22 protein-coding genes are annotated in these 20753 nt (G+C 73.2%); 12 read left to right on the plus strand and 10 right to left on the minus strand.

The window, feature by feature from the left end; genetic code table 11:
* Positions 1–38 precede the first annotated feature (38 nt).
* From ureG to IE241_RS23900, 5 genes are all read left to right on the plus strand, one after another.
* Positions 39–731: an urease accessory protein UreG gene (gene ureG / locus IE241_RS23880; protein WP_190023877.1), complete on the plus strand. Its 693-nt coding sequence runs from the start codon at positions 39–41 to the stop codon at positions 729–731.
* Positions 689–1528, plus strand: coding sequence for an urease accessory protein UreD (locus IE241_RS23885; protein ID WP_373300747.1), 840 nt, complete (start codon positions 689–691; stop codon positions 1526–1528). The genes ureG and IE241_RS23885 overlap by 43 nt, the downstream gene beginning before the upstream one ends.
* 193 nt (positions 1529–1721) lie before the next feature.
* Positions 1722–3329 carry an alpha/beta hydrolase gene (locus IE241_RS23890; RefSeq protein WP_190023878.1) on the plus strand — a complete coding sequence of 536 codons (1608 nt, stop codon included), beginning with the start codon at positions 1722–1724 and terminating at the stop codon, positions 3327–3329.
* 220 nt (positions 3330–3549) lie between these two features.
* On the plus strand, positions 3550–3729 hold the full coding sequence (locus IE241_RS23895) for a hypothetical protein (RefSeq protein WP_190023879.1): 180 nt from the start codon (positions 3550–3552) through the stop codon (positions 3727–3729).
* 180 nt (positions 3730–3909) lie between these two features.
* Positions 3910–4335, plus strand: coding sequence for an SSI family serine proteinase inhibitor (locus IE241_RS23900; RefSeq protein WP_190023880.1), 426 nt, complete (start codon positions 3910–3912; stop codon positions 4333–4335).
* 43 nt (positions 4336–4378) lie between these two features.
* On the opposite strand, the gene IE241_RS23905 is transcribed toward IE241_RS23900, so the two are convergent.
* The 5 genes from IE241_RS23905 to IE241_RS23925 all read right to left on the minus strand — a co-directional run bounded on the left by IE241_RS23905 (position 4379) and on the right by IE241_RS23925 (position 8866).
* Positions 4379–4537, minus strand: coding sequence for a hypothetical protein (locus IE241_RS23905; protein ID WP_190023881.1), 159 nt, complete (start codon positions 4535–4537; stop codon positions 4379–4381).
* Between the two features lie 131 nt (positions 4538–4668).
* Positions 4669–5622, minus strand: coding sequence for a cytochrome c oxidase assembly protein (locus IE241_RS23910; RefSeq protein ID WP_190023882.1), 954 nt, complete (start codon positions 5620–5622; stop codon positions 4669–4671).
* A gap of 102 nt (positions 5623–5724) precedes the next feature.
* Positions 5725–6750, minus strand: coding sequence for a 6-phosphofructokinase (locus IE241_RS23915; RefSeq protein WP_190023883.1), 1026 nt, complete (start codon positions 6748–6750; stop codon positions 5725–5727).
* Positions 6751–6870: 120 nt separating this feature from the next.
* Positions 6871–7599 (minus strand): type 1 glutamine amidotransferase, encoded by a 729-nt coding sequence (locus IE241_RS23920; protein WP_058041480.1) that lies wholly within the window; start codon positions 7597–7599, stop codon positions 6871–6873.
* A 28-nt stretch (positions 7600–7627) separates the two neighbouring features.
* Positions 7628–8866 carry a MurT ligase domain-containing protein gene (locus IE241_RS23925; RefSeq protein WP_058041481.1) on the minus strand — a complete coding sequence of 413 codons (1239 nt, stop codon included), beginning with the start codon at positions 8864–8866 and terminating at the stop codon, positions 7628–7630.
* A 166-nt stretch (positions 8867–9032) separates the two neighbouring features.
* Between IE241_RS23925 and def the strand changes: the two genes are divergently transcribed.
* The gene (def, locus tag IE241_RS23930; protein ID WP_190023884.1) at positions 9033–9608 is read left to right on the plus strand and encodes a peptide deformylase; all 576 of its coding nucleotides are present in this window, start codon (positions 9033–9035) and stop codon (positions 9606–9608) included.
* A 38-nt stretch (positions 9609–9646) separates the two neighbouring features.
* On the opposite strand, the gene IE241_RS23935 is transcribed toward def, so the two are convergent.
* Positions 9647–10300: a TetR/AcrR family transcriptional regulator gene (locus IE241_RS23935; protein WP_190023885.1), complete on the minus strand. Its 654-nt coding sequence runs from the start codon at positions 10298–10300 to the stop codon at positions 9647–9649.
* A gap of 169 nt (positions 10301–10469) precedes the next feature.
* On the opposite strand from IE241_RS23935, the gene IE241_RS23940 reads away from it, so the two are divergent.
* The 6 genes from IE241_RS23940 to IE241_RS23965 all read left to right on the plus strand — a co-directional run bounded on the left by IE241_RS23940 (position 10470) and on the right by IE241_RS23965 (position 17516).
* Positions 10470–11696 carry an acyl-CoA dehydrogenase family protein gene (locus IE241_RS23940; RefSeq protein WP_190023886.1) on the plus strand — a complete coding sequence of 409 codons (1227 nt, stop codon included), beginning with the start codon at positions 10470–10472 and terminating at the stop codon, positions 11694–11696.
* 48 nt (positions 11697–11744) lie between these two features.
* A complete protein-coding gene (locus IE241_RS23945) occupies positions 11745–12143 on the plus strand; it encodes a VOC family protein (RefSeq protein WP_190023887.1) in 399 nt (132 codons plus the stop codon).
* 88 nt (positions 12144–12231) lie between these two features.
* Positions 12232–12768 (plus strand): hypothetical protein, encoded by a 537-nt coding sequence (locus tag IE241_RS23950; RefSeq protein ID WP_190023888.1) that lies wholly within the window; start codon positions 12232–12234, stop codon positions 12766–12768.
* Positions 12769–12899: 131 nt separating this feature from the next.
* On the plus strand, positions 12900–14627 hold the full coding sequence (locus IE241_RS23955) for a sigma-70 family RNA polymerase sigma factor (protein WP_190023889.1): 1728 nt from the start codon (positions 12900–12902) through the stop codon (positions 14625–14627).
* Positions 14628–14762: 135 nt separating this feature from the next.
* The gene (locus IE241_RS23960; protein ID WP_229899718.1) at positions 14763–16754 is read left to right on the plus strand and encodes an RICIN domain-containing protein; all 1992 of its coding nucleotides are present in this window, start codon (positions 14763–14765) and stop codon (positions 16752–16754) included.
* Between the two features lie 117 nt (positions 16755–16871).
* A complete protein-coding gene (locus IE241_RS23965; protein WP_190023890.1) occupies positions 16872–17516 on the plus strand; it encodes a hypothetical protein in 645 nt (214 codons plus the stop codon).
* Positions 17517–17588: 72 nt separating this feature from the next.
* Here the strand turns inward: IE241_RS23965 and IE241_RS23970 are convergent, their stop codons facing one another.
* From IE241_RS23970 to IE241_RS23985, 4 genes are all read right to left on the minus strand, one after another.
* Positions 17589–18734, minus strand: a complete 1146-nt coding sequence (locus IE241_RS23970) for an RNA polymerase sigma factor (RefSeq protein WP_190023891.1) — start codon at positions 18732–18734, stop codon at positions 17589–17591.
* A complete protein-coding gene (locus IE241_RS23975; protein ID WP_190023892.1) occupies positions 18727–19149 on the minus strand; it encodes a YciI family protein in 423 nt (140 codons plus the stop codon). The genes IE241_RS23970 and IE241_RS23975 overlap by 8 nt, the downstream gene beginning before the upstream one ends.
* 145 nt (positions 19150–19294) lie before the next feature.
* Positions 19295–20296: an alpha/beta fold hydrolase gene (locus tag IE241_RS23980; protein WP_190023893.1), complete on the minus strand. Its 1002-nt coding sequence runs from the start codon at positions 20294–20296 to the stop codon at positions 19295–19297.
* Between the two features lie 93 nt (positions 20297–20389).
* Positions 20390–20692 (minus strand): hypothetical protein, encoded by a 303-nt coding sequence (locus IE241_RS23985; protein ID WP_058041490.1) that lies wholly within the window; start codon positions 20690–20692, stop codon positions 20390–20392.
* Positions 20693–20753: the final 61 nt, after the last annotated feature.

Here is a 20753-nt window from a genome sequence, read left to right on the forward strand (position 1 = left end):
AACCCCTATACCAACGAACCCCCCCCCGGGAGGGGACCATGCACCTTGACCACCTCGAGGCCTACCCCCACCGCCACACCTACAGCGCCGCTTCCCCCGTCCGCCCCGACGGGACGCGCCGCGCCCTGCGCATCGGCCTCGGCGGGCCCGTCGGCTCCGGCAAGACCGCGACCGTCGCCGCGCTCTGCCGCTCCCTGCGCGAGGAGCTGTCCATCGCCGTCGTCACCAACGACATCTACACCCGCGAGGACGCCGAGTTCCTGCTGCGCAACGCCGTCCTGCCGGCGGAGCGGATCACCGCCGTCGAGACCGGGGCCTGCCCGCACACCGCCATCCGCGACGACATCTCCGCCAACCTGGAGGCCGTCGAGGACCTTGAGGAGGCGGTGGGCCCGCTCGACCTCGTCCTGGTCGAGTCCGGCGGCGACAACCTCACCGCCACGTTCTCCAAGGGCCTGGTGGACGCGCAGATCTTCGTCATCGACGTCGCGGGCGGCGATGACATCCCGCGCAAGGGCGGCCCCGGCATCACCACCGCCGACCTGCTCGTCGTCAACAAGACCGACCTCGCCCCGTACGTCGGCGTCGACCTGGAAGGGATGGCCCGCGACGCCAAGGAGCAGCGCGGTGAACTCCCGGCCGTCTTCACCTCCCTGGTCACGGAGGGCGGCGTGGAGCCGGTCGTGACGTGGCTGCGCGCACAGCTCGCCGCCTGGACCGCGTCCTCGTGACCGCCCCCGCCCCCGCTCCCGCCCCTGCGCCCGCGCAGGGACCGGGGCTGCGGGCCTCCGCGCGGATCGTGGCCGTCGCGGACGGCCGGGGCGGCACCGCGCTGCCCGTCCTCGACGGCGGCGGCCCGTTCGCCCTGCGGCGGCTGCGCTCCCCGGGGGTTGAGGCGCGGGTGTGCCTGGTGGGTGCGATGAGCGCGCCGCTGGGCGGCGACGCGCTCGCGCTGTCCGCCGAGGTGGAGGACGGCGCCGTGCTGCACTTCTCCACGACGGCCGCCACCATCGCCCTGCCCGGCCGCACGGGCGAGCCGGCGACCTACGACGTATACATTCGCGTCGGCGACGGAGCCGTGCTGCGCTGGCTCCCCGAACCGCTGATCTCCGCGCACGGCGGCGAGCTGCGGATGACCACGCGCATCGAACTCGCCCCGACGGCCCGGCTGGTGTTCCGGGAGGAGCAGATCCTGGGGCGCGCGGGGGAGCGGCCCGGGCGGCTGACGGCCCGGCTGACCGTCCGGCGCGCAGGACGCCCGCTCTACGACCAGGAGCTGTCGTATGGTCCGGGGGTGCCAGGCTGGGACGGCGGGGCGGTCCTGGGCGGCCACCGGGCGGCCGGCCAACTCCTCGTCGTCGACCCGGCCTTCGGTGCGGCGCCCGTGGCGCCACGGGTTCTGGGCCCGACGGCCGTCGTCGCCCCGCTGGCCGGTCCGGCCGCGGTGGTGAGCGCCGTGGCGCCGGACGGCCTGCAGCTGCGAACGGTGCTCGAAACCGGGCTGTTGGGGATGGATATCGGCAGATAGTGCGATACGGGTGATGTGGTGCGCCGGTGACGAATGCCGCCACACGCGTCACCAGTTGTTTCATCATTCTTACGGATTAGTAAAGAACACTCGTACGACCTGTCCATTGTGGGATGGGAGACGAAAGGATCCCCCTGCAGCATTGCGATCTCCGCCGCTCTCCAAGCGGCGTACCCAGCAGGGGGATTCCTACGTGAGACACACGTCAATACTCGGCGCGGCCGGCACCCTGGTGACCGGCGCGCTGGTGGCCGGGTTCCTGACCGCCCCGGCCGCCGGCGCGAGCGAGCGCGTGCCGGGCGGGGCCGCAGAGGCCCGCGGTGTGAAGACGGCCGCCGATCGCGCGGCCAAGACCGGCGTCAAGTGGCAGGACTGCCCTGCCTCCTGGGGCCTTGAGAAGCCCATCCAGTGCGGCTTCGTCACCGTTCCCGTCGACTACGCCAAGCCGGACGGGCCCACCATCAAGATCGCAGTGGACCGGGCCCGCTCGACCGGCACCGCGGACGAGCGCCAGGGCGCCCTCCTCTACAACCCCGGCGGCCCCGGCGGCTCCGGCATGAGGTTCCCGCGCCGCATCACCACCAAGGCCCCGCTCTGGGCGAAGACGGCCAAGGCGTACGACTTCGTGGGCTTCGACCCGCGCGGCGTGGGCCACTCCGCCCCGATCTCCTGCGTCGACCCGCAGAAGTTCGTCGCCGCGCCCAAGGCCGACCCGGTGCCCGGCAGCGAGGCCGACAAGCTCGCCCAGCGCAAGCTCGCCCGCCAGTACGCGGACGGCTGCGCCGAGCGCAGCGGCAAGCTCCTGCCGTACCTCACCACGGCGAACACCGCGCGCGACATCGACGTCGTCCGCGCCGCCCTCGGCGAGAAGAAGCTCAACTACCTGGGCGTCTCCTACGGCACCTACCTCGGCGCCGTCTACGGCACCCTGTTCCCGGGCCACGTCCGCCGCCTGGTCGTCGACAGCGTCGTCAACCCGGCCCAGGACAACATCTGGTACCAGGCCAACCTGGAGCAGGACGTCGCCTTCGAGTCCCGCTTCAAGGACTGGGAGGACTGGGTCGCCAAGTACGACTCCACCTTCCACCTCGGCGCCACCCGGACCCAGGTCCAGAAGAACTGGGAGAAGCTCCGGGCCACCGCCAAGAAGAAGCCCCTCGGCGGGGTCGTCGGCCCGGCCGAGCTCATCAATTACTTCCAGGGCGCGGCGTACTACGACTCCTCGTGGGTCCCGGTCGCCGAGACCTGGAGCAAGTACGTCGCCGGTGACGAGAAGTCGCTGGTCGAGGCCGCAGGCCCCAACCTGTCCGACAAGGCCGGCAACATCGTCGCCGAGAACAGCAACGCCGTCTACACGGCGGTTGAGTGCGCCGACGCCAAGTGGCCCACCAGCTGGAACAAGTGGGACCGCGACAACAGCCGCATCCACCGCCAGGCCCCCTTCATGACCTGGGCCAACGCCTGGATGAACCTCCCGTGCGCCACGTGGAAGGCCCCCCAGGGCACTCCCGTCGAGGTCACCACGCACAAGGGCCTGCCGCAGACCCTCATCATCCAGAGCGAGCGCGACGCGGCCACCCCGTACGCGGGCGCCGTGGAACTGCACAAGCGCTTCAAGGGCTCCCGCCTCATCACCGAGAAGGGCGCCGGCTCGCACGGCGTCACGGGCGAGGCCAACCCCTGCATCAACGCCAAGCTCGACGCCTACCTCATCGACGGCAAGCTCGACGCGAAGGACGTGACGTGCGCCCCGCACGCCACCCCGGAGCCGCCGAAGGCCGCCGCGGCGAAGCAGTCGTAGCAGTCTCACCGCACCGAACGGCGCCCCGGTCCCCTGCGGACCGGGGCGCCGCTGCGTCCGCGGGAGACCGGGGAGGGCCTCGGCGGGCCTCGGTGAGCACGGACTCGGCGTGCACGGAGGAGCATCGGGACGTATCAGGCTGGATGACCATTTGATGAGCATTCTGCGAACCTCGACGGTTCTCGGTGTTTTGGCCGCCCGCTCCTCGTAGCCTGTGTTCATGCCCGCCAATCCGGACCTCACCCGGTCGCCCGAGGAGATCAACGATGCGATCCGTGCGTTCCTGGCGGAGCGTCGCGGCCGGATGCTGAGCGGCGAGGAGCGCAGGGCCTACGAGCGGCTGCGGGCGGAGTGGCTGGCGGCGGTGCGGGGCGGCCCGTGCCTGACCGGGCGGCGGTGACGGGGCGGCCGTCCCCCGGCGGTCCGCCGTCAGTGCGGTGCTGTTCGGGCCCGGCGGTGCCGGAGGGCCGGCCGGGTGATCTGCGGCCGCCCGGGCGACGGCACGGCGTGGCTGCTTGCGCGGCGCGGTCCGCGCGCGGTGGCCTAGGCCCGGGCACCCCCGCGCCCACAGGAGGCACCGATGTCCCTACCCCGTACCGCCGTGGCCGCCGCGGCGGCCACCGCCGCGCTCGCGCTCCTCGCCCTGGCCTCCCCGCCGGCCGCGGCGGCCGGCCGGCAGGGCCGCTCCGGCGGCGCGGACGGCACCGACGGCCGTTTCTTCCTCACCGTCTCCGGTGCGCAGAACACCTGGATCCGCGGGGTGCAGCTGAGCTGCCCGGACGCCGTCGGCCATCACCCCCACGCGGCGGAGGCGTGCACGATGCTGCACCGCGCGAAGGGCGACCCGGGGCGGGTGACCGGAGCCGGACACCAGTGCACCCGCGAGTACGACCCCGTGACCGCGACCGCCGAGGGCGACTGGAACGGACGCCCCGTCGTCTGGCACAAGACCTTCCCCAACGCCTGCGCGCTCGACGTGGCGACCGGCCCGGTCTTCCGCTTCTGATCCGCCTCCGGTTCCGGGCCGCTTCCGGCCTGCCCGGGCCCGCTCACGTCCCCCGGGCCACCAGCGTCCCTATCGTCAGCAGCGTCAGCATCACCCACGCGAACCACAGCCAGCCGTCGCTGCCGATGGTCACCGTGTACGCCGTCACCACGACGAGACCCCCCACCGTCAGCCCCGCCATCGCCTTCGTCGATCCGGGCATCCCCGCACCTCCTCACGGCGGCCCGGGAGTGCGCCGACGCGCAAAGGGGCCGCGGCCTGGAGTCCATCGTCTCCCGGCCGCGGCCCCTGCCGCCAGAGCTTGCGCGCACGCCTCCTGCGTACGCCCGCCCGTCAGGTCTCCCGCGAGCGCAGCGAGGCGAGGTAGGCGTTGTAGGCCTCCAGCTCCTTGTCGCCGTTGCGGTCCGCGGCCCGGTCCGAGCGCCGCGCCTGCCGCTGCTCGGAGCGGTACCACTGGTAGGCCAGCGCCAGCAGCACCAGGACCGACGGGATCTCGCTGAACGCCCAGGCGATGCCGCCGCCCGCCTGCTGGTCCTCCAGGGCGTCGATGCCCAGCGAGGCCGGCGGGTGCATATACGTGCCGATCATCGGCTCCGAGGCCATCATCAGCGCGATGCCGAAGAACGCGTGGAAGGGCATGCCGGCGAACAGCTCCAGCATCCGCATCACATAGCCCGGCCGGTGCGGGCCCGGGTCCACGCCCATGATCGGCCAGAAGAACACCAGGCCCACGGCGAGGAAGTGCACCATCATCGCGATGTGGCCGGTCTTGGACTCCATCAGGAAGTCGAAGAGCGGGGTGAAGTACAGCGCGTACAGGCTCGCGATGAACAGCGGGATCGTGAAGACCGGGTGCGTGATGACCCGCATGTAGCGGCTGTGCAGCAGGGCGACCAGCCACTCGCGCGGCCCCTTGCGGCCGCGCCCGGCCGCCGGGAGGGCCCGCAGCGTCAGCGTCACCGGCGCGCCGAGCAGGACCAGGATGGGCGACAGCATGCTGATGACCATGTGCTGCACCATGTGCACGCTGAACATGACCATGCCGTAGTCGTTGAGCTTGGTGCACATCACCAGCCACACGGTCAGCACACCGAGGGCGAAGGCCACGATCCGGCCCACCGGCCACGCGTCACCGCGCCGCCGCAGCCGGACCACCGCCCAGCCGTAGAGGGCCAGGGCCAGCAGACAGCCGATCATGAAGAACGGTTCCCCACTGAACTGCAGACCCCGCTCCAGCGTGAACGGCGGCATGTCCATATGCATCATGCCGTGCCCGCCGTGATCCATCCGCTCTCTCCCATTTCGCACCAATGCGCCGGGACCAGACTAGAGGCGCCCCCGGCCGTGATCACGGCCGGGGGCGCCTCCAGTCGCGCGGATCGCAGCGGATCACAGCACGCACTCGACCTCGGTGTAGCGCTCCTGCGGCACGGTCTTGAGCCGCTCGACGGCCTCCGCCAGCGGCACCAGCGTGATGTCCGTGCCGCGCAGGGCCGTCATCATGCCGAACGCCCCGTGGTGCACCGCCTCGACCGCGTGCCAGCCGAAGCGGGTCGCGAGGACGCGGTCGTACGCGGTGGGCGTGCCGCCGCGCTGCACGTGGCCGAGTATCACCGGGCGGGCCTCCTTGCCCAGGCGCCGCTCCAGCTCGTCGGAGAGCTGCCGGGCCACCCCGGCGAACCGCTCGTGCCCGTAGACGTCCGTGGCGCCCGTCTCGAAGGCCATGGAGCCCTCGCGCGGCTTGGCGCCCTCGGCGACGACGACGATCGCGAAGCGCTTGCCGGCCTCGAAGCGCCGGCCGACGACCTCGGTGAGCTCGTCGATGTCGAAGGGCCGCTCGGGTACGACGATGGCGTGCGCGCCGGCGGCCATGCCCGAGTGCAGGGCGATCCAGCCGGTGTGCCGGCCCATGACCTCCACGATCAGCACCCGCTGGTGCGACTCGGCGGTGGTCTTCAGGCGGTCCAGCGCCTCGGTCGCCACGCCCACGGCCGTGTCGAAGCCGAAGGTGACGTCCGTCGAGGCGATGTCGTTGTCGATGGTCTTGGGCACGCCGACGATCGGCAGGCCGGCGTCCGACAGCAGGCGGGCGGCCTTGAGCGTGCCCTCGCCGCCGATGGGGATGACGGCGTCCAGGCCGAGGTCGGCCACGTGGCCTTTGGCCCGCTCGACGCCGTCCCGCAGCTGTGCGGGCTGGACGCGGGAGGAGCCGAGGATCGTGCCGCCGGTGGCCAGGATGCCGGCCACGGCGTCCAGGTCGAGCCTGCGGTGGTCGCCTTCGAGGAGGCCCTTCCAGCCGTCGTGGAAGCCGATGACCTCGTCGCCGTGGTCGACGACCGCGCGGTGCACGACGGACCTGATGACGGCGTTCAGACCGGGGCAGTCGCCACCGGAGGTGAGTACACCAATGCGCATGACAGGGGGAAACCTTCGCAACAGGGCGGGAGACCGGACCCCGTCGTCCGGTTGCGTCCCCGCCACCTTACTAGCGGTAGGTGGCGGGGGACGCGACCGTCCGTCATGCGGTCGGCAGGGCTACGCCGACTGGGTCGCCGCGGCGATCCGCTCGGCGCGCAGCGCCTCGTACCAGCGGTCGTCCACCGGCGGCAGGGCGTTGACGTCCAGCGCCAGCTTGATCAGCATGTCCGAGATATGCGGGTTGCGGGCCATCACCGGGCCGTGCATGTACGTACCGAAGACGGTGTCGTTGTACGCACCCTCGAAGCCGTCGCCCGTGCCGTTGCCGTTGCCGTAGCGCACGCGGGCGAACGGGCGGGCCGTCGGGCCGAGGTGGGTGATGCCCTGGTGGTTCTCGAAGCCCGTCAGCGGCGGCAGGCCCAGCGGCTCGTCGATGTCCGCGAGGACGTCGCCGACGCAGCGCTCGCCCTCGCCGCGGGTGCTGATGACGTCGAGCAGGCCGAGGCCCTGCTCGCGCTGGCCCAGGTCGTTGATGAACTCGTGGCCCAGGATCTGGTAGCCGGCGCAGACCGAGAAGACGATCGCGCCGTTGGCGACGGCCCGGTTCAGGCCGCCGTCGCGGCGCAGCCGCTCGGCCGCGAGCCGCTGCGGGCGGTCCTCACCGCCGCCGATCAGGTAGATGTCCCCGGAGGTCGGGATGGGCTGGTCGGACCGGATGTCCACGCGCTGGACATCCAGCCGGCGCTGGCGGGCCCGCCGCTCCAGGACCAGGACGTTGCCCTGGTCGCCGTAGGTGCTGAGCAGGTCGGGGTAGACCCACACCACACGCAGACTGTTCTGGCTCATGCTCACAATCCTTAAGTGCTTGCGGGGGTCAGTTGCCGACGCGGCGGCGGACGTCCTGGAAGGCGGTGTAGTTGGCGATCAGCTCGATCTTGCCGGGCGGGCACTGCTGCACGGCCTCGTCGACGGTCTCGCAGACCCGGAAGTCCAGGCCCGCGACCTCCAGCCGGACGGCCAGGTCCAGCTTGCGGTCGCCGATGACGAAGATCGGGTGACCGGCGAGGCGCGGGTAGTCCACGTCCCACAGCCACGAGGTGTCGGTGCCGTCCGCGCCGCGGGCGTTGACCGCGAGGATCACCGGCGCCGGCGGTCCGTCGATCAGCGAGAACGTCTCCAGCCAACCGGCCGGGTTCTTGGCCAGCAGCAGCCGGATGTCACGGCCGAGGAACTGCACCACGTCGAACCGGCCCGCGACCGCCTGCACCTGGTACATCCGCTCCAGGGCGACCTGCGGCGGGACGCCGAAGGTGGCCGCGACGGCCGCGGAGGTGGTGGCGTTGGCCTTGTTGGCCCGGCCCGGCAGCTGCAGGTGGATCGGCCAGGCCGAACCGTGCGGGTCGAGGACGTAGTCGCCCGACAGCGCCCAGCTGGGGGTCGGCCGGCGGAAGCCGCACTCGCCGCAGAACCAGTCGTCGCCGGGGCGCTGCATCACGCCGCCGCACGACGGGCAGGACCAGGCGTCGTCCTTCCACTCCTGGCCGGCCGCCACCCACACCACGTTCGGCGACGACGAGGCCGCCCACACGATCAGCGGGTCGTCGGCGTTGGCGATGATCACCGCCTTGCTGCCCGCCAGGCCCTCACGCCACTTCTCGGCGAGCATGCGCGTCTCCGCGGCCCGGTCGAGCTGGTCGCGCGAGAGGTTCAGCAGCGCTATGGCCTTGGGGGAGACGTCCCGGGCGACACCCGCCAGGTACTTCTCGTCCACCTCGATCACGCCGTAGCGGGCGTCCGAGCCGCCCGCCAGGGCGGAGGTGATGCCCGCGGGCATGTTCGCGCCCAGCGCGTTGGACACGACGGGTCCGCTGGCGCGCAGCGCCTCGGCGATCAGCCGGGTCGTGGTCGTCTTGCCGTTGGTGGCCGACACCAGGACCACGTCCAGGTGGGTCGCCAGCCGGGCCAGCAGGTCGGGGTCGAGCTTGAGCGCGACCTTGCCGCCGATCACCGATCCGCTGCCACGGCCTGCGGCCCGCGACACCGCCGCAGCCGCCTTGCCCGCCGTCACGGCCAGCTTGGCCCGCGGCGACAGTGGCCCCGAGTTGCCTGCCATCGTCCTAGATCCTCCTTGTTGGGCGCCGGGCCTGTTCCCTGGTCCGCCGGTGGTGGAACGCCCCCTCCGCGCCGAATCGCCAGCCAGGAGGCTCCGGTCGGGGATCAGCCTATCGAGATCCGGCCGCAGGCCCGAACCGGCCGCCCACGGAACGTAGGGTTGACCCATGCGAAACGGCTCCATCCCCGGCTCTTCCGGACGCGTACGGCCCATGCGGCTGCTCGGCGACCCGGGGCTCGGCACCCCCTGCGAGGACGTCACGGACTTCGGCGACGGCCTCGCGCAGCTCGTCGAGGACATGTTCGCGACGATGTACGCCGCCGCCGGCGTGGGCCTCGCGGCCAACCAGATCGGCGTCCCGCTGCGCGTCTTCGTCTACGACTGCCCGGACGACGAGGACCGCCGCCACCTGGGCCATCTCGTCAACCCCCGGCTCATCGAGGCCGACGGTGTCACCGTCCGCGGGCCGGAGGGCTGCCTGTCCGTCCCCGGCATCGAGGCGGGCACGCCGCGCTTCGACCGCGCCGTGGTCGAGGGCTTCACCCTGGACGGCGCCCCGGCGCGCGTGACCGGCACCGGCTTCTTCGCCCGCTGCCTGCAGCACGAGTGCGACCACCTCGACGGCGGGCTCTACCTCGACCACGTGACGGGGCTCCGCCGCCGCCGGGCGCTGCGGGCCGTCCGCCGTGCGCCGTGGGCGGGGCGCACCGAGGAGCAGCCGGAGCCGGCCCGTACGGCGTAGGGCGTACGGGCGGCCGGCCGCGGCCACGCGTCGGGGGCTCAGAAGCCGGGGCCGCCCGGAAGGTCGCCCGAGGAGGCGAGCCGGCCCCACAGCAGATCCGCGAGGTGGCGCACCAGGTGCTCCCGCGGGAAGGGGCGCTCGCGCAGCCACCAGTCGCCGGCGGCGTGCATCATTCCGACGATGCCGTGGCCCCAGGTGCGCGACAGCTCGTCGCTGCCGGGGCCGAGGTCGACCCGCTCGGATATGACCTGGGCGAGCTCCTCGCCCATCCGCCGCAGCAGCGGCGCCGAGTGCCGACCGACGTCGAAGCCCTGCTCGCCCTGGTCGGAGGGCTGGCCCTCGTCGGCGGGGTGCATCAGGAAGCGGTAGACCTGCGGCCGGGCCTCTATGGCCGCGAGATAGCTGTCGAGCGTCCGCTCGACGCGGTCGCGGCGCTCGGCGGGGGCGTCCAGCGCGGCCCGCAGCCCCACGAGCAGCGCATCGGTGTGGCGCGCGGCCAGGGCGCGGTAGAGGCCGCCCTTGTCGCCGAAGTGCCGGTAGAGGATGGGCTTGGTGATGCCCGCCTCGGCCGCGATGGCGTTCATCGACGCCCCGGGCCCGTCCCGCAGCACCACCCTGTCCGCCGCCTCGAGCAGCTCCCTGCGGCGACGCTCCGTCGCCTGCTGCTGGTCCTCCCGCTGACCGGTTTCCATATGACCTGCCTCCCCGCCCCTGTGATTCCTGACGCCTGCGCAACGTAACACCCGCTCCACCCAGCGAATCCGGGCGGCGGGACGGTTGACACTACTACCGGTCGGTAACATACTCATGTTACCGCAGGTAAAGGTTGTCGGCAGGGCCGGCAAGAGGTGGGGAGACGCCGTGGCGGAGTTCACGATGGAGCTCAACGAGGACCAGCGGGGGGTGCGCGACTGGATCCACGGCTTCGCCGCCGAGGTGATGCGCCCGGCCGCCGCCGAGTGGGACGAGCGCGAGGAATTCCCCTGGCCGGTGGTCCAGGAGGCCGCCCGCATCGGGCTGTACTCGCTCGACTTCTACGCCCAGCAGTTCTTCGACCCCACCGGCCTCGGCATCCCCATGGCCATGGAGGAGCTCTTCTGGGGCGACGCCGGCCTCGGCCTCGCCATCACCGGCACCGGCCTCGCCGCCATCGGCGTCCTCACCAACGGCACCGAGGAGCAGATCGGCACCTGGCTCCCGCAGATGTACGGCGACGCCGGTGACGTGAAGATCGCCGCCTTCTGCTCCTCCGAGCCGGACGCGGGCTCGGACGTCTCGGCCATGCGCACCCGCGCCGTCTACGACGAGGCCAAGGACGAATGGGTCCTCAACGGGACGAAGACGTGGGCGACGAACGGCGGCATCGCGAACGTCCACGTCGTCGTCGCGGTCGTCGACCCGGAGCTGGGCGCGCGCGGCCACGCCTCCTTCATCGTGCCGCCGGGCACCCCGGGGCTCTCCCAGGGGCAGAAGTTCAAGAAGCACGGCATCCGCGCCTCGCACACCGCCGAGGTCGTCCTCGACGGCGTCCGCCTGCCCGGCCACTGCCTCCTCGGCGGCAAGGACAAGCTGGACGAGCGCCTGGCCCGCGCCCGCGAGCGCGTGCGCACCGGCGGCGCCCGTACGCACAACGCCGCCATGGCCACCTTCGAGGCCTCCCGGCCCACGGTCGGCGCCCAGGCCGTCGGCATCGCCCGCGCCGCGTACGAGGTCGCGCTCGACTACGCCCAGACGCGCGTCCAGTTCGGCCGCCCCGTCATCGACAACCAGGGTGTCGCCTTCCAGCTCGCCGACATGCGCACCCGCATCGACGCCGCCCGGCTGCTGGTGTGGCGCGCGTCCTGGATGGCCACGGCGGGCAAGCCCTTCACCGCTGCGGAGGGCTCGATGTCCAAGCTCTTCGCGGGCGAGACGGCGAAGGCCGTCACGGCCCAGGCCATGCAGATCCTCGGCGGGAACGGCTATACACGCGAGTATCCGGTGGAGCGGATGCACCGGGATGCGGCGATCTATACGATCTTCGAGGGCACGAGCGAGATCCAGCGGCTGGTGATCGCCCGTACGATCTCCGACGTGCCGATCCGGTGAGCCCGGGGCCGGCCGGACCGACCACCTGACGACCCGGGGGCCTGCGGCGTGCTCCATCACCTCGAACTGTGGGTCCCCGACCTGCAGCGCGCCGAGAAGAGCTTCGGCTGGCTCCTCGGCGCCCTGGGCTACACGCCCCACCAGCACTGGGAGCACGGCCGCAGCTGGCGGCTCGGCGCCTTCTACCTCGTCGTCGAGCAGTCGCCCGCGCTCGCGGCCGCCGCCCACGAGCGGTGCAGGCCGGGCATGAACCACGTGGCCTTCCCCGTGGAGAGCCGCGCGGCCGTCGACGCGCTCGTGGAGGCGGCCCCGGAACACGGCTGGCGGCTGATGTTCCCCGGCGAGCACCCGTTCGCAGGGGGACCCGCCCACTACGCCGCCTACCTGGAGAACGAAGACGGCTTCGAAGCCGAACTCGTCGCCGTGGCGGCGGGGGAGACCTCCTGACGGACGGCCCCGCCCTCCGCCGTGCGGCGGAGGAGGTCCGTCCCGCGGGCGGACGCGGCGCAGAGGCCCCGGCACCAGCATGGATCCCATGCTGAAGATGAACGCCCTGCCGGACGTGCCCCGATGGGCCGTCCTCGCGGCTCACGCCGTGCCCCTGGTCACCCTGCCCTCGGGGCTGTGGCGGATCGCACTCGTCGCCGGGCTCCCGGTCGCCGAGTACGAGGGCCACTTGGGCCTCGGCGAGGCCCTCTACGTCCTCTCGCTCACCGTCGTCTCCGAGTCCCTCGCCCTGCTGACCCTCGGACTCGTACGGTCCTGGGGCGAAGTCGTGCCGCGGTGGATCCCGTTGCTGGGCGGCCGCCGGGTGCGCCCGCTCGCGGCGGTGGTCCCGGCGCTGCTGGGTGCGACGGCACTGGCCGGCCTCGCCGTCTGGTTCCTCTGTGCCCCCTACGTGAACCCGCAGCAGGGCATCTGGCAGGGGACCCCGGCACAGGACGCGCTCCTCGCCGCCTGCTACGTGCCTCTGCTGGCCTGGCCTCCGCTCCTGACGGCCGTGACCATCGCCTACTACCGGCGCCGGACGGGCCGGAGCAGGGTCACGGACGGGGCCTTTGCCCGGGTGTGAGCACCCGTCATACCCGCCCCGGCAAAAAAGATTCCGCCGAACCGCAGTTTTTTCTGTTATCCGCCGCACGCCCTCAGGTCTCCCATGCGTAAGACCGCCGATGCGGTGGAGCGGAAAGAGGTGGGCGGAACGTGAACTTGGACAGCACGGCCGGTGTGGTCGAGGCGGCGCGCGGCGGGGACGAGGCCGCGCAGGACCAGCTGGTCGCCGCCTGCCTGCCGCTGGTCTACAACATCGTCGGCCGCGCCCTGAACGGGCACGCGGACGTCGACGACGTCGTGCAGGAGACCATGATCCGGATGGTCGGCGGCCTGCCCGCGCTGCGGGACCCCGAAGGGTTCCGCTCGTGGCTCGTCGCGATCACCATGAACCAGATACGCAGCCACTGGCGCAAGGAGCTCAAGGACCGCAAGGACGCGCCGTCCGGCGGCCTGCAGGAGGTCGGCGAAGCCGCCGCCCCCGAGCCCGACTTCGTCGAGTGGTCGATCATCCGCCTCGGCCTGCAGGGACAGCGCAGACAGGCCGCGCAGGCCACGCGCTGGCTCGACGGCGACGACCAGGTCGTCATGGCCCTGTGGTGGCAGGAGGCCGCGGGCGAGCTGAGCCGCGCCGAGGTCGCCGCGGCCCTCGGCCGCTCGCCGCAGTACACCGCCGTCCGGGTCCAGCGCACCAAGGCCCAGCTGGAGACGGCCCGCGTCGTCGTCCGGGCGCTCGCCACGGACCCGCGCTGCCCGGAGCTCACGGACGTCCTGGGCGACTGGGACGGCGCGCCGGGCCCGCTGTGGCGCAAGCGCATCGCCCGGCACGCGCGGGGCTGTGCGGAGTGCGGCGGCCACTGGTCCGCGCTGGTGCCCGCGGAAGGGCTGCTCGCCGGCCTCGGGCTCGTCCCGGTCGGGGCCGCCCTGCTCGCCCGGGTGGCCGGGGCGGGGCCGGGCGGGCCCATGACGGCCTGTGCCGCCACCGCGACCGCTCCCGTGACCGCTCCCGGCAGCGGCGCTACCGGGGCCCCGGCGCCCGTGGCGGATCCCGCCCCGCCCGGGGAGCCGGCGACGGGCGGCGGCCCCGCCGACCTCGGGCGCCTGGCGCGCCGGGCCGTCGTCGCCGCCGGTGTCGTGGCCGTCGTCGTGGGCGGCACCCTGGGCGGCCCGCACCTCTTCAACGCCGCGCCGGAGGGCGCCCGGCCGCAGGCGCCCGGCGGCACGGTCGAGATCGTCCCGGTCACCGCGGGCGGCCCCACGCCGACCGGTCCTGAACGCTCCGGCGCCACGGCCGTCGCCCGGTCCGACAACGACGGCCGCGCTCCCGTGCGCGCCTCCGCCCCCGCCTCGCCGCCGGCCCCGGCAGCCGCCGCGACTCCCGCCGCGACGCCCTCCGCGCTCAAGAGCCCGGCCAAGCCCGCGGCCGGGACACCCGCCACCCCGGCCGCCCCGAGCGCGGCCCCCGCGGGAGACACCGCCACGCCCCGGCGGACGCCGCCGGGCGACCCGGGTGCGGACCCCGCCGAGGAGGTCGTCCGCATCGTCAACACCGAACGCGCCAAGGCCGGATGCGGCCCCGTGCGCTACAGCGCCGAACTCGTCGCCGTCGCCCGTCGCCACACCGACGAGAGCGCGTCGCGCACCCCCGCCGCCCAGTGGTCCGCCTTCGCCCGCCGGATCGCCGTCCCCGGCCACCACTGGAGCTCGTACGGGGTGAACGCCTCCGCCGGGCAGAGCAGCGCCTCCGCCGTCGTGTCCGTGTGGATGAACGACCCCGGACACCGCCGGACCATCCTCAACTGCGCCTACACGGAGCTGGGCGTCGGCGTCTCCTTCGCCTACGACGGCCCGCGCTGGGTGCAGGTCTTCGCGGCGCGCTGAGCGCGGCCACCCTTCGAGCCACCCCCCTCGCCGGGCGGGCCAGCGCCGCGCCCGGCCGTTCCGTAACCCCCACCGATGGGAACTCCCTTGCCACGCAAACACAGTCACCGCCGCCGCAGCAGAACCGGTCGCCGCGTGATACTCGGGGCGGCCGCGGTCGCCGCGGCCGCCGGAATCGCCTTCGGCGTCATGAGCACCGGTTCCGCGACGTCCACCCCGGGCTCGCAGCCGGAGGCGGCGAACGTGCCCGCCGCGCAGCCGGTGCACAAGAAGACGCCCGCCCCCCTCACCTCGACGCCCCCGGCCGACAAGCAGCGCGGCCTCGTCTACGACGGCCTCAAGCCCGCCCCCAAGGGCGACCGCTGCGTCGGCGTCTACAGCGTCTCGCGGGCCGGCCTGTGCACCCACGGCCCCGACGCCCCGCCCAAGGGCGTCGACATCACCAAGGACACCCCGCCCGTGGCGGCGAAGGCGGCCGCTCCCTCCTCCCTGACCGGTGACGGCGGCCAGGCCCCCTCGGCCTCCGAGGCCCTCGGCGGAGCACCGTCCGTGGTCGACGCCCGCACGGGCGGCGTGGCCACGGCCGCCGCCGCCCCGGGCCCCGGCACGCCCGCGACCCCGCAGGCCGGCTCCGGCTCCAAGGTCGTCTGCGAGGGCGACGGGTCGACCGGCAACCGCGTCCAGGTGCTGTACGTCCACGCGCCCGGCCGCGACCGGTTCGGGCAGTACGCCGCCTCCTTCAAGCAGTGGGCGGCCGAGACCGACGTCATCTACAACGCGAGCGCCAAGGAGACCGGCGGCGAGCGGCACGTCCGCTACGTCACCGAGGCCGACTGCACCGTCTCCGTCCTGAACGCCGAGCTCTCCGCGGGCGACCTGCAGGAGTTCGGGGCCATGAACAACGCCCTGGCCGCCAAGGGCTTCAACCGCCGCGACCGCAAGTACATGGTCTTCGCCGACGCCCAGGTCTACTGCGGCATCGGCACCTTCAACGGCGACGAGCGGCCCGGCCAGGACAACCTCAGCAACTTCGGCCCCTCCTACGGCCGTACGGACTCCGGCTGCTGGGGCGGCAGCACCCCCGCCCACGAACTGGGCCACAACCTCGGCGCGGTCAACAACAGCGCCCCGCACACCAGCAAGGCCGCGCACTGCGTCGACGAGTGGGACATCATGTGCTACTCGGACGCCCCGTACTACCCCAAGATGCAGGTCCTGTGCCCCGAGCGCACGGGGGACCAGCGGCTGGACTGCGGTCACGACGACTACTTCCACACCTCCCCCAAGCCGGGCAGCTACCTGGCCACCCACTGGAACATCGCGAACAACCGCTTCCTGATGGCCGGCGGCGGCACCACGAACCCCGACCCCGGCCCCACGCCGACCCGTACGCCCGACCCGACGCGGCCGCCGTCCGCCGGGCCCGACGCCCAGGTCAGCCAGATCACCCCGAACTCCGCCGTCGTCAGCTGGCCGAAGGCGTCCTCGGCCACCGGCTACGACCTGCTGATCGACGGGAAGAAGACGGCCGACGTCAAGGACACCGTCGTCCGCCTCACCGGACTCACCCCCGACACCGCCTACAAGGTCGCCGTCGCCGCCCGCGGCGCCGACGGCAAGGCCTCCGCGCCGGGCCGGGCCGCGTCCTTCCGCACCCTCTCCGCCGACGGCGGCTCGCCGGTCCGGCCGGGCACCGCGTACGTGATGGTCAACGGCCTCACCGGCCAGGCCGCCGACCTGTGGGGCGGCTCCGCGGCGGACGGCACCGTCGCCATCGCCTACCAGCGCCACGGCTACGCCAACCAGCAGTGGTCCTTCGAGAACGCGGGCGGCGGCACGCTGCGCGTGAAGTCGGCCCAGAGCGGCAAGTGCCTCGAACTGGGCAGCGGGGGACGGGCCGTGGCCGGCCAGTACGTCGCCCAGCAGCCCTGCCGTGACACCGCCGCGCAGAAGTGGCGGCTGAACGCCGCCGGCGGCGGGTCGTACGTCCTGCAGCCCGAGGGCTCGTCCCTGGTGCTGGGCATCAGCAACCGCTGGTACTACGGCGGCCGGCTGCTCGAACTCCAGCAGAAGAACGACCAGGGCTACCAGAACTGGACCCTGTCGAAGGCCGCCGCCTCCTCCTGACGGCCGCCCTCCGACCGGGCCGGCGACCGCTGCTTCACCCCCTGCCTTCCCCCACCGGCGGTCGCCGGCCCGGCCCCTTCTGCCCTGCTCCTCCCACCCTCTTGAGGAACCGTCACGATGAAGCTGCGCCCCACGATGAAGCTGCGCCCCACCACCCTCGCACCGGCGCTCGGATGCGCCGCCCTGCTCGTCCTGGGTACGCCCGGAGTGGCCGCCGCACACGGCGACACCATCCACTTCGCCGTGGGCGGAGAGCAGCAGGGCGGCCACGTACGGACCGTGGCGACCTGGGAGAACGACCACGACCCCGTGGACGAGCCGGTCGCGGGCACCCTGACGGCCACCGGCCCGGACGGACGCACCGCCGGTCCGTGGCAGCTCGTGGCCGCCGAGGGCGAGAAGGGGGCCTACACCACCCGCGAGTCCCTGCCGCAGGGCACCTGGAAGGTCGTCGTCCACTGCGGCTTCCCGGACCTCGGCCACGGGGAGGGGACGGTCACGGTCGCGGCCGTGGCCGCACCCGGGCCGGAGCGGTCGGCGCCTGCAGGCCGGTCGGCCGCCCGGCAGGAAGCGACGGAAGCGACGGAAGCGGTGGAAACGACGGAAGGTGCGTCCTCGGAGACCCGGGGGTCCTCCTCCGGTACGGCCCTCGTCGTGGGTGCCTGCGCGGCCGTCGCCGTGGCGACGGCCGCCGGGGTGCTCCTGCTGCGGACGCGCCGGTTGCGTGCCCGCCGACCGGGGAAGCCCGCCGTCACCAGGTGAGCAGCGGCCTCACGGGGTGAGGACCAGCCGGATCGGGTCGCCCGTCCCGGTGAGGGTCGCCTACTTGACCCGTCAGCGGCGTCGGCGGGCGTTGAGCCGGGCGGCCTGGCGTGTCAGGTGGTCGCGCTCGGCGAGGTCGGGTGCCTTGTGGGCCGCCTCGGCGTACAGCCGTGCCGCCGTCGCCAGGTCGCCGTCGCGCTCGTGGAGGTACGCCGCCACCGCGGTGTGGCGGGGCAGGGAGGCGTCCAGCGCCGCGAGCGCCTCCAGGCCGGCGCGCGGTCCGTCGGCCTCCCCGACGGCGACCGCGCGGTTGAGCCGGACGATGGGGCTGTCGGTCAGGCGCGCGAGCTCGTCGTACCACTCGACGATCTGCACCCAGTCGGTCTCTTCGGCGGTGGGCGCGTCGGCGTGGAGTGCCGCGATGGCGGCCTGGGCCTGGAACTCGCCCAGCCGGTCGCGGGCGAGGGCCGCCTGGAGGATCCCGACGCCCTCGGCGATCAGCGCGGTGTCCCACCGGCCGCGGTCCTGCTCGGCGAGCGGCACCAGGCTGCCGTCGGATGCGGTGCGGGCGGCACGCCGGGCGTGGTGGAGCAGCATGAGGGCGAGCAGCCCGGCCGCCTCGGGGTGGTCGATGCGGGCCGCGAGCTGCCGGGTGAGCCGGATGGCCTCGGCGGCGAGGTCGACGTCGCCGGAGTAGCCCTCGTTGAAGACGAGGTAGAGGACGCGCAGCACGGTGGCGACGTCGCCGGGCCGGTCGAAGCGCACGCCGGAGACCGTGCGCTTGGCCCGGCTGATCCGCTGCGCCATGGTCGCCTCGGGCACCAGGTAGGCCCGGGCGATCTGGCGGGTGGTCAGCCCGCCGACGGCGCGCAGCGTGAGCGCGACCGCCGACGCCGGGGTCAGCGACGGGTGGGCGCACAGGAAGTAGAGCTGGAGCGTGTCGTCCACCGCGGGCGCGGGCCCGGGCGCCGGCTCCTCCTCGACGCGGTCCTCACGCCGGCGGCGGGCGGCGTTCGCCCGGGCCGCGTCGAGGAACCGGCGCCAGGCCACGGTGACCAGCCAGCCCTTGGGGTCCCTCGGTATGTCCGTCGGCCAGACGCGAACCGCCTCGACCAGCGCCTCCTGCACGGCGTCCTCGGCCGCCGCGAAGTCGGCTCCGCGGCGGACGAGGATCCCGAGCACGCTCGGCGTGAGGCTGCGGAGCAGGGCCTCATCCATGGAAGGCGCACTCCGGGACGGTGGGCGGCGCGCCCAGGAACGGGCGCACCTCCAGCCACTCGTGAATCGGCTTCCCACCCGCCCCGGGGGCGGCCGACAGCTCCCCGGCCAGCTCGACGGCACGCTCGTAGCTGTCGACGTCGATGACCATCCAGCCGGCGATCAGGTCCTTGGTCTCGGCGAACGGTCCGTCGGTGACCGGAGGGCGCCCCTCACCGTCGTAGCGGACCCACGCTCCCTCGGGGGCGAGCGCCTGACCGTCGACGAACTCGCCTGTCTTCTCCAGCCGGGCCGCGAAGTCGTTCATGTACTGCACATGCGCCGAGATCTCCTCCGGGGTCCACTGGTCCATCGGCACGTCGTTGACCGGAGCCGGGGCGCCGCGGTAGTGCTTCAACAGCAGGTACTTGGCCATCGTGATTCTCCTCGGTGCTCGTGCGACCCAATTGTGGTCGCGTTCACCCCGGGGGCGGAGCCGGACGCGGGTTCTCGACATCGTCGTCCGATTTTTTTGGCTCTTGTGGATGAGCCCCCGCGGACCCCTTCGCCCTGCATGAAGGCTACGAGCCCAGGGACGACAGGAACCCCAGGAGCTCGGCGTTGACTTCCTCAGGGCGCTCCTGCTGCGTCCAGTGACCGCAGCCCGGCAGGGTCACGCTGCGGCGCAGCCCCGGCACCGTCTCCTCCAGGGACGCCAGGAGCCGGTCCATGCCGGGGAAGGCCCGGACGGGGTCGCGGTCGCCGCCCACGTACAGCGCGGGGACGACGATGCGGAGGTCGTGGAAGGGGGCCAGGAGCTCCCAGTTCCGGTCGATGTTGCGGTACCAGTTCAGGCCGCCGGTGAAGGCGCGGTCGCCGTGCCCGGAGAACTCGCGGACGAAGACGGCCACGTCCTCCTCGGTGAACCAGCCCGGCAGTTCCTTCGGCCCCGCCATCGCGTCCAGGAGCGTCCCGCCGGCCGGGATCACCCACGGGCGCGGCGGGTCGGTCGCCGGGCAGTCGCCCGAGGCGCTGAACAGGATCCGGCGGAACGTCGCCGCCGGGTCCTGCGCCAACTCGGCGTCGGCGACGCCCGGTTCCTGGAAGTAGAGCTGGTAGAAGCCGTCGCCGAACAGGGAGCGCAGCGCAGGCAGAGGCGGCACCGGGCCGCGCGGCGCCGGCGGCACGCTCAGGCCCGCCACGCCGCGGACGACGTCGGGCCGCAGCAGCGCCGTGGTCCAGGCGACCGGCGCGCCCCAGTCGTGCCCGACGACCACCGCGCTCTCCTCGCCGAGGGCGTGGATCAGGGCGATCACGTCACCGGCGAGGTGGAGCACGCTGTACGCGCCGACGTCCTCCGGCCGGTCGCTGCGCCCGTACCCGCGCTGGTCCACTGCCACGACCCGGTACCCGGCTGCGGCCAGCGGCCCGAACTGGTGCCGCCAGGAGTACCAGCACTCCGGGAAGCCGTGCAGCAGGACGACCAGCGGCCCCTGCCCCTGCTCCTGCCCCCGCCCCTGCTCGGCGATGTGCAGGGTTACTCCGTTGACCTCGACGAAGCGGTGCTCGACCGAGCTGGTCATGGTGTCCTCCCGGGGGGCGTCACGCCGACGTACTCCACAGTAGGCGTCAACTTCCCCGCAGCGAAGGAGACGTCGACCACTCGGTCGGCCGCTTCAGCCGTCGGGGTTGGCCTCCAGACAGGTCAGCTCGATGTCGTCGATGATGGCCTCGTTCGTCTGGCCCTTCAGGTGCGCGACGTTCTCGATGCCGACCGCCATCCACCCCGACAGGCTCATGACGAGCACCCGCAGCCCGTCCGTACCGTGCTTGGCGAGCACCCGGTCCGCCACCTTGAGCGCCTCCTCCGGCACCCGTTCCGCCGGTTCGAGGCCGACGATGGTGCGCATCAGCCCGATGGTGGTGTGCGAGATCTCCGGCGCGATCGCCCGCAGCCTCCGGTCCTCTTCCTCGTCCACGTGTCCTCGATTCGTCCGTCAGACGGTCACGTGCAAGCACCCTAGGCGGCCGTGCGCGGGC

Source organism: Streptomyces hiroshimensis (genome assembly GCF_014650335.1).
GTDB lineage: Bacteria > Actinomycetota > Actinomycetes > Streptomycetales > Streptomycetaceae > Streptomyces > Streptomyces hiroshimensis.

Excerpts from the sequence above, each read along its gene's own strand:
- IE241_RS23900 (WP_190023880.1), top strand. The coding sequence starts at position 3,910 with ATGTCCCTACCCCGTACCGCCGTGGCCGCCGCGGCGGCCACCGCCGCG.
- IE241_RS23965 (WP_190023890.1), top strand. The coding sequence starts at position 16,872 with ATGAAGCTGCGCCCCACGATGAAGCTGCGCCCCACCACCCTCGCACCG.
- def (WP_190023884.1), top strand. The coding sequence starts at position 9,033 with ATGCGAAACGGCTCCATCCCCGGCTCTTCCGGACGCGTACGGCCCATG.
- IE241_RS23920 (WP_058041480.1), bottom strand. The coding sequence starts at position 7,599 with ATGAGCCAGAACAGTCTGCGTGTGGTGTGGGTCTACCCCGACCTGCTC.
- IE241_RS23935 (WP_190023885.1), bottom strand. The coding sequence starts at position 10,300 with ATGGAAACCGGTCAGCGGGAGGACCAGCAGCAGGCGACGGAGCGTCGC.
- IE241_RS23925 (WP_058041481.1), bottom strand. The coding sequence starts at position 8,866 with ATGGCAGGCAACTCGGGGCCACTGTCGCCGCGGGCCAAGCTGGCCGTG.
- IE241_RS23910 (WP_190023882.1), bottom strand. The coding sequence starts at position 5,622 with ATGGATCACGGCGGGCACGGCATGATGCATATGGACATGCCGCCGTTC.
- IE241_RS23975 (WP_190023892.1), bottom strand. The coding sequence starts at position 19,149 with ATGGCCAAGTACCTGCTGTTGAAGCACTACCGCGGCGCCCCGGCTCCG.
- IE241_RS23950 (WP_190023888.1), top strand. The coding sequence starts at position 12,232 with ATGCTGAAGATGAACGCCCTGCCGGACGTGCCCCGATGGGCCGTCCTC.
- IE241_RS23895 (WP_190023879.1), top strand. The coding sequence starts at position 3,550 with ATGCCCGCCAATCCGGACCTCACCCGGTCGCCCGAGGAGATCAACGAT.
- IE241_RS23915 (WP_190023883.1), bottom strand. The coding sequence starts at position 6,750 with ATGCGCATTGGTGTACTCACCTCCGGTGGCGACTGCCCCGGTCTGAAC.
- IE241_RS23970 (WP_190023891.1), bottom strand. The coding sequence starts at position 18,734 with ATGGATGAGGCCCTGCTCCGCAGCCTCACGCCGAGCGTGCTCGGGATC.
- IE241_RS23980 (WP_190023893.1), bottom strand. The coding sequence starts at position 20,296 with ATGACCAGCTCGGTCGAGCACCGCTTCGTCGAGGTCAACGGAGTAACC.
- IE241_RS23905 (WP_190023881.1), bottom strand. The coding sequence starts at position 4,537 with ATGCCCGGATCGACGAAGGCGATGGCGGGGCTGACGGTGGGGGGTCTC.
- ureG (WP_190023877.1), top strand. The coding sequence starts at position 39 with ATGCACCTTGACCACCTCGAGGCCTACCCCCACCGCCACACCTACAGC.